At 71.9% G+C, this 13,211-nt stretch carries 11 protein-coding genes; 5 read left to right on the top strand and 6 right to left on the bottom strand.

Translation table 11 applies throughout. From position 1 onward, the window contains the following. Positions 1-288: 288 nt before the first annotated feature. On the bottom strand, positions 289-1,215 hold the full coding sequence (locus tag ACZ39I_RS25080) for a cyclase family protein (protein ID WP_467246615.1): 927 nt from the start codon (positions 1,213-1,215) through the stop codon (positions 289-291). Positions 1,216-1,300: 85 nt separating this feature from the next. Here ACZ39I_RS25080 and ACZ39I_RS25075 point away from each other — a divergent pair, with 85 nt between their 5' ends. The 3 genes from ACZ39I_RS25075 (at position 1,301) to ACZ39I_RS25065 (ending at position 4,502) form a co-directional block, all read left to right on the top strand. Beyond that, positions 1,301-2,167: an SDR family oxidoreductase gene (locus ACZ39I_RS25075; protein WP_467246614.1), complete on the top strand. Its 867-nt coding sequence runs from the start codon at positions 1,301-1,303 to the stop codon at positions 2,165-2,167. Between the two features lie 110 nt (positions 2,168-2,277). Next, positions 2,278-3,429, top strand: coding sequence for an acyl-CoA dehydrogenase family protein (locus ACZ39I_RS25070; RefSeq protein WP_467246613.1), 1,152 nt, complete (start codon positions 2,278-2,280; stop codon positions 3,427-3,429). Continuing rightward, positions 3,429-4,502 carry a Zn-dependent alcohol dehydrogenase gene (locus ACZ39I_RS25065; RefSeq protein ID WP_467246612.1) on the top strand — a complete coding sequence of 358 codons (1,074 nt, stop codon included), beginning with the start codon at positions 3,429-3,431 and terminating at the stop codon, positions 4,500-4,502. The genes ACZ39I_RS25070 and ACZ39I_RS25065 overlap by 1 nt, the downstream gene beginning before the upstream one ends. On the opposite strand, the gene ACZ39I_RS25060 is transcribed toward ACZ39I_RS25065, so the two are convergent. Continuing rightward, the gene (locus tag ACZ39I_RS25060) at positions 4,400-5,533 is read right to left on the bottom strand and encodes a GlxA family transcriptional regulator (RefSeq protein ID WP_467246610.1); all 1,134 of its coding nucleotides are present in this window, start codon (positions 5,531-5,533) and stop codon (positions 4,400-4,402) included. The genes ACZ39I_RS25065 and ACZ39I_RS25060 overlap by 103 nt on opposite strands. A gap of 71 nt (positions 5,534-5,604) precedes the next feature. Here ACZ39I_RS25060 and ACZ39I_RS25055 point away from each other — a divergent pair, with 71 nt between their 5' ends. Then, entirely contained in the window at positions 5,605-6,909 is a 1,305-nt protein-coding gene (locus ACZ39I_RS25055) for an MFS transporter (protein ID WP_467246608.1), read from the top strand. Here the strand turns inward: ACZ39I_RS25055 and ACZ39I_RS25050 are convergent. Next, on the bottom strand, positions 6,906-7,484 hold the full coding sequence (locus ACZ39I_RS25050; RefSeq protein WP_467246606.1) for a flavin reductase family protein: 579 nt from the start codon (positions 7,482-7,484) through the stop codon (positions 6,906-6,908). The two genes, ACZ39I_RS25055 and ACZ39I_RS25050, sit on opposite strands and share 4 nt — an antisense overlap. An 82-nt stretch (positions 7,485-7,566) precedes the next feature. Here ACZ39I_RS25050 and ACZ39I_RS25045 point away from each other — a divergent pair, with 82 nt between their 5' ends. Further along, complete coding sequence (locus tag ACZ39I_RS25045) at positions 7,567-8,481, top strand: hypothetical protein (RefSeq protein WP_467246604.1); 915 nt, start codon at positions 7,567-7,569, stop codon at positions 8,479-8,481. Positions 8,482-8,485: 4 nt separating this feature from the next. Here ACZ39I_RS25045 and ACZ39I_RS25040 read toward each other — a convergent pair whose 3' ends face one another. The 3 genes from ACZ39I_RS25040 to ACZ39I_RS25030 form a co-directional block, all read right to left on the bottom strand. Continuing rightward, positions 8,486-9,271 (bottom strand): enoyl-CoA hydratase/isomerase family protein, encoded by a 786-nt coding sequence (locus tag ACZ39I_RS25040; protein WP_467246602.1) that lies wholly within the window; start codon positions 9,269-9,271, stop codon positions 8,486-8,488. Beyond that, entirely contained in the window at positions 9,262-11,487 is a 2,226-nt protein-coding gene (locus ACZ39I_RS25035) for an acetate--CoA ligase family protein (RefSeq protein ID WP_467246600.1), read from the bottom strand. The genes ACZ39I_RS25040 and ACZ39I_RS25035 overlap by 10 nt, the downstream gene beginning before the upstream one ends. 159 nt (positions 11,488-11,646) lie before the next feature. Beyond that, positions 11,647-13,179, bottom strand: coding sequence for a flavin monoamine oxidase family protein (locus ACZ39I_RS25030; protein WP_467246598.1), 1,533 nt, complete (start codon positions 13,177-13,179; stop codon positions 11,647-11,649). Positions 13,180-13,211: the final 32 nt, after the last annotated feature.

The raw sequence follows: 13,211 nt of genomic DNA, 5'->3' as shown, positions 1-13,211 counted from the left end.
CCCCGCCTCGGTGAGAGGGCGGTGCGCCGGGGATGTGCATCCGTGCGCGGTCGTGACAAACGGCTCGTAAGCCACAAATCACCGTACGGGTGTTGACGCACCGTGTTCGATTGATGACGCTGGTGGTCAGCGATTCGCCGCGAGGGGACGCCGAGGGTTGCGGTGACGGGAGCCCTCGACGAGTGCGGATCGTGACGCGGTGTCGATTTCCTCAGGGCGGAAGGAAGTCGATGACGGCGGCGCGCGAGCCGTGCTCGGGGCGGATCCGCGCGCCGCCGACCGACCTCCTCACAACACGGCCACCGGGGCTACGGGTGTTCCGGTGCCGCCGACGAACGGCTCGGGCATCGCCGACAGCAGGAACGCGTACCGGCCGACTTCTCCACAGGCTGTGGACAACTTTTCCAGATTCCAGTTCTGGCCCTGGAGCATCCCCATCTCCACCAGATCCAGCGCGTGCACGGGCAGCCACAGATCCTCGATCTCGGGCGGGAAGATCTCGAACGTGAGGGTGTCATTGGCGACCGCGGCCACATCGCGCGCGTGGAACCACTCCGGGGTGCGGACCGACAGGCCCGGCGACGGATAGGCGTACGCCTCCTTGTCCCCGGCGAGATACACCTGGACCTGCCCGGTCCGTACGAGCACGATGTCCCCGGCACGCACCCGCGTGCCCGCGAGTTCCTCGGCCGCCTCCAGATCCTCCGGCGTCACGGCGTGCGCCCCGTCGAGCCGGTCCACGCCCCGAGCCCGGGCCACATCGAGCAGCACCCCGCGCGAGACGACATACCGGGCCTTGTCGATGCCGCTGAACTCGGCGCCGCCGTGCGCGGTGACGGTGCCGACCGGGCGGCCGTTGTAGAGCATGCCCGAGTGCGAGACATGGGTGAGCGCGTCCCAGTGGGTGGCCGCCTGCAGGCCCATGGTCACCGCGTCGTCGCTGCACGCGACCGTCCCCGGGCCGAAGATCTCCTGGTTGATCTGCACCATCGTGTGCAGCGGGTTGACCCGGCCCGGCATCATCCCGGTCTGCACGCCGTCCTGCCTGAGGGGGAGGGCGAGCGGGATGCGGCGGCCGGTGCGGACCGTCGCGGCGGCCTCGCGGACGACCTCGTCGGTGATCAGGTTCAGGGTGCCGATCTCGTCGTCGGCTCCCCAACGACCCCAGTTGTTCACGCGCTTGGCGATGTCGTGGAACGCGGCCGGAAGTGACATCGGGCCCTCCCCGGGGCTTGTGTCCGCACATCTGACGGGTCATAAAATCTAACGGTCCGTCAGAAACCGCGGGAAGGGGCCGGGCGTGGGGAACTTCTTGGCAGGCAGGGTCGTCGCCGTGACCGGCGCGGGACGGGGGATCGGGCGGGCGGTCGCGCTGGCCGCGGCGGCGGAGGGCGCGCGGGTCGTCGTCAACGACTACGGCGTCTCCGTGGACGGGGGCTCTCCCACGAGTGAGATCGCCTCGGCCGTGGTGAAGGAGATCGAGGCGGCCGGGGGTGAGGCCGTCGCCGTGGCCGACGACATCTCGACGATGGCGGGCGGGCAGCGGGTGGTCGATGTCGCGCTGTCCTCCTACGGGCGGCTCGACGGTGTCGTCTGCGTCGCCGGGATCCTGCGGGAGCGGATGCTGTTCAACATGACCGAGGACGAGTGGGACCCGGTCCTCGCCACCCATCTGAAGGGGACCTTCACGGTGTTCCGCGCGGCCTCGGCGGTGATGCGTCAGCAGCGGGCGGGGACGTTGATCGGGTTCACCAGCGGGAATCACCAGGGGTCGTATTCGCAGGCCAACTACAGCGCGGCGAAGGGCGGGATCATCTCGCTGGTGCGCAGTGCGGCGCTCGGATTGCACAAGTACGGGGTGACCGCGAACGCGGTGGCGCCCGTCGCCCGTACGCGGATGTCGGCGAGCGTTCCCTTCGACCTCGCGGAGATCGGGGAGCCGGAGGATGTGGCCGCCATGGTGGTCTACCTGCTGTCGGAGCGGGCGCGGGAGATCACCGGGCAGGTGTACACGGTGGCGGGGTCGAAGATCGCGGTGTGGGCTCAGCCGCGGGAGTTGCGTGCGGCGTATTCCTCCGGTGGGTGGACGCCGGAACTGATCGCGTCGTTCCTGCCGGGGAGCGTTGGTGTGGATCCGATGCCGTTGCTTTCTGGGCCGGATGCCTAAGGGGGTTGGGGGTTTGTGATGTCCAGCGGCTGCGGGTTGGTTGTGGCTTGTCGCGCAGTTCCCCGCGCCCCTAGGTGGGTCATCGCGACCGGCGTTGAGAGGAGAGCCTTGTGGACTTCGGGTTTACCGGTGAGGACGAGGCGTTTCGAGGAGAAGTGAGGGAATGGCTCTCCGCCCACCTGGACGGAGCTCAGGATCGGCGGGTCTGGGAGCGGGCCCTTGGGAAGGCCGGGTGGATTGGGCTCGGTTGGTCGGAAGGTGGGTACGGGAACCGGACTGCCACCCTTACCCAGCAGGTCGTCTGGGCCGAGGAGTATGCGCGGTCCGGGGCGCCCGCGCGGTCCGGGCACATCGGGGAGAAACTGCTCGCGCCCACTCTTCTCGCGCACGGCAGTGACGAGCAGAAGGCGCGCTTCCTTCCTCCCGTCGCCGCCGGGGAGGAGCTGTGGTGCCAGGGGTACAGCGAACCCGGGGCGGGGTCCGACCTCGCCGGGGTGCGGACCAGGGCCACGCGGGCCGAGGACGGGACGTACCGGATCAGCGGGCAGAAGATCTGGACGTCCCTCGCTCATGAGGCGGACTGGTGTTTCGTGCTCGCCCGGACCGATCCGCAGTCGCGCCGGCACCATGGGCTGACCTTTCTCCTCGTTCCCATGGACCAGCCCGGGCGCATCGAGGTGCGGCCGATTCGGCAGATGACCGGGACCAGTGAGTTCAACGAGGTCTTCTTCGACGGGGCACACGCGCGTGCCGAGCATGTCGTCGGGGGCGAGGGGCAGGGCTGGCAGGTGGCGATGAGCCTGTTGGGGTTCGAGCGCGGGGTGTCCACGCTGGCCCAGCAGGTGGGATTCGCGCAGGAGTTGACCCGGGTGGTGCAGGCCGCCGTGCGCACGGGCGCGGTCGACGATCCCGTCGTACGCGCTCTGCTCGTGCGGCAGTGGGCCGAGTTGCGGACCATGCGGTGGAACGCCCTGCGGACACTGGGGGGTTCGGGGGACGCCGGGGCATCCAGCGTGGCCAAGCTGCTGTGGGCGGGCTGGCATCAGCGGCTCGGGGAGCTGGCGATGCTCGTGCGGGGGGCGGAGGCGACGGTCGGGCCCGGGGACTGGTCGCCTTCCTCGCCGTACGAACTCGACGCGCTGCAGCAGCTGTTCCTGTTCTCGCGGGCCGACACCATCTACGGCGGCTCCGACCAGATCCAGCGCACCATCATCGCCGAGCGCGTGCTCGGTCTGCCCAGGGAACCCAAGGGGGTCGTCTGATGCGCGGCGTGCTGTTCGACGGGAGGCAGATCCAGGTCGTCGACGATCTGGAGGTGCGGGATCCGGGGCCGGGCGAGGTGCGGGTGGCGATCGCGGCGGCCGGGCTGTGCCACAGCGACCTGTCCGTCGTGGACGGGACCATCCCGTTTCCGGTGCCCGTGGTGCTGGGACATGAGGGCGCGGGCGTGGTGGAGACGGTGGGGGAAGGGGTCACGCATGTCGGGCCCGGTGACCACGTGGCGCTGTCCACCCTCGCCAACTGCGGGGCCTGCGCGGACTGCGACCGGGGGCGGCCGACCATGTGCCGCAAGGCCATCGGGCGGCCCCAGAAGCCGTTCTCGCGGGGCGGGGAGCCGGTGTTCCAGTTCGCGTGCAACTCCGCCTTCGCGGAACGGACCGTGGTGAAGGCCGTGCAGGCGGTCCGGATCCCGAAGGACATTCCCCTGACGTCCGCCGCGCTCATCGGGTGCGGGGTGCTGACCGGGGTGGGGGCTGTGCTCAACCGGGCCCGGGTGGACCGCGGGGAGAGCGTGCTGGTGATCGGGACCGGGGGCATCGGGCTCAACGTCATCCAGGGTGCCCGGATCGCGGGGGCGTCGCGGATCGTGGCGGTGGACGCCAACCCGGCGAAGGAGGCGGCGGCCCGGCAGTTCGGGGCGACGGACTTCCTGACCTCGACGGACGGGGTGCGGGACCTGCTGCCGCACGGGGTGGACCAGGCCTTCGAGTGCGTCGGCCGGGTCGAACTCGTGCGCGCCGCCGTCGACTTGCTCGACCGGCACGGGCAGGCGGTCCTGCTGGGGGTTCCGGCGGCGGGCGCCCAGGCATCCTTCGTCGTCTCCTCGATGTTCCTGGACAAGTCCATCCTCGGCTGCCGCTACGGATCGTCGCGGCCCCAGCGGGACATCCCGCTGTACGCGGACCTCTACCGCCAGGGACGGCTGCTCCTGGACGAACTGATCACCGAGACCTACCCGATCGAGGACTTCGAGAAGGCGGTCGGGGACGCGGAGGCGGGGCGGGTGGCACGGGGGGTGCTTACGTTCCAGCCCAGGGTGCCGACGTCGTCGTAGCGCCCGGAAGGGGAGGCGGGGCTTGCGCCGGCGGACCGGAACGTGCGGCGATACGCGGTCGGAGTGACGCCGAGGGCCGTCTGCAGGTGCTGGCGCATGGACTGGGCGGTGCCGAAGCCGGCGTCGTGGGCGACCTGGTCGACGGAGAGGTCGGTGGACTCCAGGAGGTGCCGGGCGCGTTCCACACGTTGCTGGGTGAGCCACTGGCCGGGGCTGACGCCCACCTCCTCGCGGAAGCGGCGGGTGAAGGTGCGCACCGACATGGCCTCCTGCTCGGCCATGTCCCGCAGCTGGATCGGCTCGTGGAGGCGGCCGAGCGCCCAGGCGCGGGCCGAGGTCGTCGTCGACTGCTGCGGGTCGGGCACCGGCCGGTGGATGTACTGCGCCTGCCCGCCGTCGCGGTGCGGCGGTACGACGGTGCGGCGGGCCACGTCATTCGCGATCGCCGTGCCGTGGTCGTGGCGCACCATGTGCAGGCACAGGTCGATGCCGGCGGCGACGCCCGCGGAGGTCAGGACGTCCCCGTCGTCGATGAACAGGACGTCCGGGTCCACCTTGATCTGCGGGAAGAGCCGCTGGAGACGGTCGGAGTCGGCCCAGTGCGTGGTCGCGGGGCGGCCGTCGAGGTAACCGGCGGCGGCCAGGACGTAGACGCCGGTGCAGATGGAGGCGAGCCGGGTGCCGGGGCGGATGTGGGCGAGGGCGGCGGCCAGTTCACCGGTCAGCACGCCCTGCTCGAAGACCGGGCCCAGTTCGTAGGACGCCGGGACGATCACGGTGTCGGCGGTGGCCAGGGTCTCCGGGCCGTGCTCGACCTGGACGGCGAAGTCGGCGTCGGTCTGCACCGGGCCGGGCGGGCGGATCGAGCAGGTGACGACCTCGTACAGCAGGCGTCCCTCGGCGTCCCTGGGGCGGCCGAAGATCCGGTGCGGGATGCCCAGCTCGAACGGCAGGACACCGTCCATGGCCAGGACGACCACGCGGTGCGGGCGGAACTCCGGGTCGCTGGGGACCTGACGGTCACGGCTCATGGCCCGATCCTAACGAATGCTGTCCTTCGGGCCAATGGATCGGGCGGGCCGCAGGCCCCACGCTCTATGTCGTGACCCAGACAACCGAAGCCGCCGTCCAGACGTCCGGGGCGGAGAAGCAGCCCGGACGTGTCCACCGCGCCTGGTTCGTGGCCGCCGTCGCCTTCGTGACGATCATCGGCGCGGCCGCCTTCCGCTCCCTGCCGGGCCTGCTCATCGACCCCCTGCACGACGACTTCGGCTGGTCGCGCGGCACCATCAGCGCGGCCGTCTCCGTCAACCTCGCGCTGTACGGCCTGACCGCGCCCTTCGCGGCGGCGCTGATGGACCGCTTCGGCATCCGGCGGGTCGTCGCCGTCGCACTGACCGTGATCGCCGTCGGTTCGGGCCTGACCGTGTGGATGACGGCCGCCTGGCAGCTGATGCTCTACTGGGGCCTGCTCGTCGGCCTCGGCAGCGGCTCGATGGCGCTGGCCTTCGCCGCGACCGTCACCAACCGCTGGTTCACCGAGCGGCGCGGCCTGGTCACCGGCATCCTGACCGCCGCCTCCGCCTCCGGCCAGCTGATCTTCCTGCCGGTGCTGTCCTGGATGGTGGAGAAGCACGACTGGCGTCCGGCGGCGATCACCGTCGCGCTCGCCGCCCTCGCGGTCGTCCCCTTCGTCTGGCTGCTGCTGCGCGACCACCCGGCCGACGTGGGCCTGAAGCCGTACGGCGCCCAGGAGTTCGTGCCGAAGCCGGCACCCGTGCCCGGTGCCGCCCGCCGGACCGTCAAGGTCCTCTTCAAGGCCGCCCGCACCGGCCCCTTCTGGCTGCTCGCCGGCACCTTCGCGATCTGCGGCGCCTCCACCAACGGCCTGATCCAGACCCACTTCGTGCCCGCCGCCCACGACCACGGCATGCCCGTGACGGCCGCGGCCTCGCTGCTCGCGGTCATCGGCGTCTTCGACGTCGTCGGCACGGTCGCCTCCGGCTGGTTCACCGACCGCTTCGAGCCCCGCCGCCTGCTCGCCGTCTACTACGCCCTGCGCGGCATCTCGCTGCTGTTCCTGCCCATGCTGCTGGCCCCCTCGGTCCACCCGCCGATGCTCTTCTTCATCGTCTTCTACGGCCTCGACTGGGTCGCGACCGTCCCGCCCACGGTTGCCCTGTGCCGTGAGCAGTACGGCGACGACAGCGCGATCGTCTTCGGCTGGGTCCTCGCCTCCCACCAGGTCGGCGCGGCCCTGATCGCCTTCCTCGGCGGTGTGGCCCGGGACGTGTTCGGCACGTACGACATGGTCTGGTACGCGTCGGGAGCGCTGTGCGCGGCGGCGGCGCTGATGGCGCTCGTCATCCGGCGGCGGCCGGTCCCCGTTCCCCTGGCGGCGGCCTAGAGGAACCGCCCCCGGTGGAACAGCAGCGGGGCCTCGCCCTCGCCCGCGCCCAGCGCGTCCACCCGGCCCACCACGATGAGATGGTCACCGCCGGTGTGCACCGCGTGGATCGTGCAGTCGATCCACGCGAGCGTGCCCGCCAGGCGCGGGGAGCCGGAGCCCGGGGCCGGGTCGTGGGTCACGCCCGCGAACTTGTCCGCGCCGCTCACCGCGAACGCCCTGCACAGCACGCCCTGGTCCGCGCTCAGGACGTTTACGCAGAAGACGCCCGCCCGGGCGACGCGCGGCCAGGTCGTCGACGTACGGCCCACCATGAAGGCGACGAGCGGTGGGTCGAGGGAGAGGGAGGAGAAGGACTGGCAGGCGAAGCCGGCGGGAGGCGTGCCGGGAGCCGTGATCACCGTGACCCCGGTCGCGAACTCGCCCAGCACACGCCGGAACTCGGCCGGGTCGACCGGTGCCCGCTCGTCCTCGCGCACACACCGCAGCTCCGGGCGGGGCAGCGCCTCCACGGCGAGGGCCCTGCCGGACCTGAGGTAACGGACGGCCGCTTCCGCCGTCCCCGCTTGTCCCATCACATCTCCCATTGAAGCTGACGGTGTGTCAGATGGGAAGGGGGCGGGCAGGCGCGCGGAGGGGCGGACGTACGCTGCGGCCATGGGGTGGGGCAACAGACGGATCTTCGAGGCCGCAGCGGTGTGCGCGGCGCAGTTCCCGGCGATCGGACTGATCTGGTGGATCAGGGATCAGCTGGGCGACAACTACGCGTACGCGGGCGCCACCGGGGCCCTCGCCGTGTTCGGCCTGCTGTGCCTCCTGGTCGTGGCACCGCTGTGCCTGCCGGTCCTCGGCCTCCTGCACGCCCTCGTCCAGGTGCTGCCCGCGGAGCTGCTCGCGCGCCGGGCCGCCCGTCGGGCGCGGGGACCGGTGTGGGTCTGGCACCTGGGCCTCACCTCGGTCCTCGGCGTGGCCTGGGCCGCGCTCGCCCTGCTGTGGAACTGGCCGTTCACCACCACCGCGCCCCTCTTCGCCGCCCTCGGCGTGCTCCCGGTGCTCGGCCTGGGATGGCTGCGCAGACGGACCCGGAGCCTGGGGGGCACCTGCCTGCCCGCGCTGTTCGCCTCCGTCGGCCTGTTCCTCCTGACGCTCCTCGGCGGAGTGCTGGCCACGGTCACGGGGATCGTCGACGAGTACGAGCCTCCCGTGCTGTCCGCCGGGCAGGTCACCGGGGTCTGGCGGGGCGAGGACGGCGCGGTCCTGCGCCTGGGCACGCGCGGCCGGGCCCAACTCATCCACCTCCCCGCCGAGTTCGAGACCGGCGCGGGCGACCCTTACGCCGCCCGCCCCTACACCGTGTGCGACGGCACCGGCACCTGGCTGCTCGACGGCACGGGCGGCCACGACCCCTACACCACCGGCTCCGGAGGACGTCCCGGTGTCGTCGTACGGCTGGACGGCGGATGCGGGCGCGAGACGTACTGGAGGATCGGCGGGAGCGAGGCCGCGCCCGAGCTGTTCGTGCCGTTCGGCGACCCGGACGCGCCGGTGGTGCGCATCCTGACGCGGGACTGAGCCGTCAACGGCCCCGGTACTCGGGGCTCCTGCGCTCCACGAAGCTCGCCACGCCCTCCTTCGCGTCCGCCGTCGTCATGTTGATCTCCTGCGCGGCGGCCTCCGCGGCGAACGCGGTGGCGCGGTCGCTGTCCAGGGAGGCGTTCACGAGCTGCTTGGTCAGGGCAAGGGCCCGGGTCGGCCCGGTGGCCAGGCGGGTGGCCCACTCGCGGGCCGCCTTGTCCAACTCCTGGTCCGGGACCACACGGTTGACCAGACCCAGGCGCTCGGCGTCGGCGGCGCCGAGCGCGTCGCCGAAGAACATCAGCTCCTTGGCGCGCTGAGGGCCGAGCAGACGGGTCAGGAGATACGCGCCGCCACCGTCCGGGACCAGGCCCCGGCGTACGAACACCTCGATGAAACGCGCCGATTCGGCGGCCAGGACCAGGTCGCAGGCGAAGGCGAGATGCGCGCCGATGCCGGCCGCGGTGCCGTTCACCGCCGCGATGACCGGCTTCTCGCAGTCGAGGACGGCGGCGATCAGCCGCTGGGCGCCGAGGCGGATCGTCCGGGCCACGTCACCGGGGGCCGCGGCCGCGGGTGCGCCCCGCAGGTCCGCGCCCGCGCAGAAGCCGCGCCCCGTACCGGTGAGGACCACCGCCCGTACGTCCGGATCGGCCGACGCGCTCGCGAACAGCTCGATCAGCCGATCCCGCTGGCCGGGCGTGAGGGCGTTGAGCACCTCGGGCCGGTTCAGGGTGACGTACGAGACGTGGCCGTCGACGGTGTGCGTCACCTCGCTCACCGGCACACCACCAACGCGTCCAGCGCCACCGCCCCCTGCCCCCGGGGAAGCACCATCAACGGATTGATGTCCAGCTCCGCGAGCTCGTCCCCGAGCTCCAGCACCATCCGCTGCACCCGGAGCACGACCTCCACGAGCGCGTCGAGATCCGCGGGCGGCCGCCCCCGGACCCCGTCCAGAAGCGCCCGCCCGCGCAGATCTCCGAGCATGTCCCGGGCCTGCTCCTCACCGAAGGGCGGCACCCGTACGGCAGTGTCCCGCAGCACCTCGACCAGGACCCCGCCGAGCCCGACCGTCACCGTCGGCCCGAACAGCTCGTCGTGCGCGGCCCCGACGACCATCTCGACGCCCCGCTCGACCATCTGGCAGACCAGGACACCGTCCAGGGAGACGTCCTCGTAGCGGGCGATGTCGGTCAACTCGCGGTAGGCGTCCCGGACCTGGCTCGCCGAGGTCAGGCCGATCTTCACCAGGCCGAGCTCCGTCTTGTGGGCGATCTTCGCGCCGGACGCCTTCATCACGACCGGGTAGCCGACCAGGCCGGCCGCACGGACGGCCGCCGCCGCGCTGGTCACCAGCTGCTCGCGCGGCACCCGGATCCCGTAGGCCCGCAGCAGTTGCTTCGCCGCGTGCTCGCTCAGCTGCTGGCCGGGGCGCATCAGAGCCTGCGCCTTGCGGAAGGAGGGCGACGGGGTGCGCGGGGCCTCGTCGAAGGGGGAGCGGTAGCCGGCGACGAAGCGGTGGTGGTCGAGGTAGGCGCGCACGGCGGTGATGCAGTTGCCGACCGTGCGGAAGGTGGCCACCCGGGACGAGCCGAGCAGGACCTCGCGGTAGGCCGGCTCGGTGCCGACGGGCGAGCCCCACACCACGCACACCAGCTTGTCGGTCTGCTCCGCCGCGTCCACCAGGTCCTGGACCAGCCGGTCGCTCAGGGGAGGAAAGGGCCCGGTGACCGGGCAGATCAGCACCCCGACCGACGGGTCCGCGAGGATCGCGTCGATGATCTTCCGGCCACGCCAGTCACCGACCGGGTGCCCGCCGTTGTCGACGGGGTTGGCCACGCTCAGGAACTCCGGTATCCACTGGTGCAGTTCGGCCTGCTTGGCCTCCGAGAGGGTGGGCAGACCCAGCCCCGCCTCCGTCGCCAGGTCGGCGAAGTGCGCGCCGGTGCCGCCCGAGATCGAGTAGACGACGACCCCCTCGGCGCGCGGCGGCTTCGCGCGAGCCAACAGGGCGGCAGTGTCCTGGAGTTCGTCGAGTCCGTCGACACGGATCACGCCGTACTGGCGCATCGCGGCGTCCACCACGGTGTCCGCGCCGGTGAGTTTGCCGGTGTGGGAGGCGGCCGTGCGGGCGCCGGTCTCGGTGCGGCCGACCTTGACCGCGACGACCGGTACCTTGCGGCGGGCGGCCCGGTCGGCGGCGAGCAGGAAGGAGCGGCCGTCCTTCAGTCCCTCCAGGTAGCAGGCGATGGCGCCGACCTCGGGGCGTTCGGCGAAGTAGGACAGGAAGTCCGCGGTCTCCAGATCGGCCTCGTTGCCGGTGGGGGCCCAGTGGGTGAGGCGGATGCCGAGTTCCTGGAGGGCGTACACCGGGCGGCCCTGGTGGCCGGACTGGGTGATCAGGGCGATGCCCGGGCCGTCGAGGTCCTCGCGGAACGACGAGAAGGCGTTCAGGTTGGTGTTGGGCCCCAGCAGCCGCATCCCGGACTGCGCCACGGCGGCCGCGAGACGCTCCTGGGCGGCCGCTCCCTCCTCACCGGTCTCGGCGAACCCGGAGGCGAAGACGACCGCGAACTTCACCTTGACCTCGGCCAGTTGCTCGATCAGCGGGAGAGGATCGGCGACCAGCAGCACAGCGAGATCGACCTGCTCGGGCAGCTCGGACACGGCGGCCACACAGGGGATGCCGAAGACGGCCGGGCGGGTCGGATGCACCGGGTGCAGCCGGGCGCCGACCCGGTCCGCCCAGTCGATCAACTGCCGGGTGACGCCCGTGTTCGGGCGGCCCTCGGTGTCCGAGGCGCCGATCACGGCGACCGACTCCGGACGGAAGAAGCGGTCCAGATCGGGGACGTCGGCATACAGCGGCCGGCCGCCGACGTCGAGATCGTCGACCTCGGCGGGCCGGCCGTGGACGGCGGGCCCGGGTTGCTCGCCGCACGCGATGACCCGGGCCCGGCGGGAGTCGGTGGTGAGGGTGCCGTGGGTTGATCCAAGCATCGGTCCGCCCGCTCCTGTGTGACAGCCTGAATAACTGACGCACAGTCAGATTACAGAACTGACGGTGTGTCAGGAACGGGCGTGCACGCAAAGTTGAGACGCGGACCACGGCACCCGCGCCGGCAGCAGCACCCGCGCCGGACACAGCACCCCCGCCGGCTACAGCACCGCGAGAACCTCCTTGGCCACCCGCTCGCCCGACCGCACCGCACCGTCCATGAAGCCCATCCAGTGGATCGACGTCTCGGTCCCGGCCCAGTGGATGCCGCCGACGGGGGCCCGCAGTGCGGGGCCGTACTGGGTGAGCACCCCGGGCGCGCCGATGGAGACGGGGCCGCCGCGGGTGTAGGCCTCGTTGTTCCAGCGTTGCAGGACGAAGGAGGTGGGGGAGGCCGCTTTCGAGCCGAAGTACGTCACGTAGTCCTTGAGGACGGCCGCCTTGACCTCCGCCTCGCTCGCCGCGTCGTACTTGCGGGCCTCGTCGGCCTCGATGAAGCCCATCAGGGCGCCGTACGAGGCGTCCGGCGGGGAGTTGTCGAAGGTCGAGCTGATCACGCCGGTGTCGCTGACGACCTGGCCGTTGAGGCCGTCCGCCCGCCAGAAGGGGGTGTCGTAGATCGCGATCGCCTTGCCGACCGAGGCCATCGGGAGGCGCTGGGTGAGCTGGTCGCGGGCGGCGGGCAGCAGCGGGTCGTAGGTGATGCGGGCCGCGAGCGGCGGGGGTACGGCGACGACGACCCGCTTGGCGGTGACGGTGACCCCGTCGGCCGTGACGACGTACTTCGCGCCGGACTTGGCGATCGTGCGCACCGGGGCGTTCAGTATGACGCGGTCGCCCAGCGTGGCGGCGAGCTTGACCGGCACCAGCTGCGAGCCGCCGACGAAGCGCAGTTCCTGGGCGCCGCCCGCGGTCTCGGTGAGGCGCTCCAGGGTGCCGGGAGTGGTCTCGTTGCCGGCGGCGGCGATGTAGAAGAGGACGAACAGCAGGGACAGTTCGCGGGGTTCGGCCGAGAAGATCGACGTGCAGGCCACGTCCAGGAGGAACTTGGCCGACGGGATGACGGCGTTGGCGCGCAGCCAGCTCTCGAAGGTCTGCCGGTCCCATTCGTCGGCCTTGGGGGCGGTCCAGGGCGCGTCGAGCGGGATCGTCTTGGCCATGTCGTCGAGGGAGGCCTGCACGATTGCCGCGTTGGCGAGGCCGGCCGCGTCGATCGGCGGGACCGAGCCGAGGAGGCCGTCGGTGGCGTAGGGGGTTTTCTTGCCGTCCTTGTAGAGGAGGTTGTTGCCGGTGTTGTAGGTGGCGAAGGTCCCCACGCCCAGCGAGTCGGCGAGGGCCTTGATGCGGTCCTGGGTGGGGCCGATGAACTCGCCGCCGCCCTCGGTGACACCGCCGTTGGCCAGTTTCAGGTTGAGTACCCGGCCGCCGACGCGGTCCCGGGCCTCCAGTACGGCGACCGTCTTTCCGCCCGCGACCAGGTCACGGGCGGCGGTGAGCCCGGCGAGACCGGCGCCGACGATCGCGACGTCCACGTCACGGGTGGCGGCGAAGGCGGGGGAGGCGGCGGTTGCGGTGAGGGTGGCGGCCCCGGCCGCGGCGGCGGCACCGCCGAGCAGGGAGCGGCGGGAGAGCCGGGACGGCTGGGAGGGCCGGGAAGGCTGTGAGGGCTGGGGGAGCTGTCTTTCGCGTGCCACGTGCGTCCTCCGTGGTGGAGAGAGTGTGGAGC

The organism is Streptomyces sp. NPDC024687 (assembly GCF_055559055.1).
This window is presented reverse-complemented; position numbering and strand designations above follow the sequence as displayed.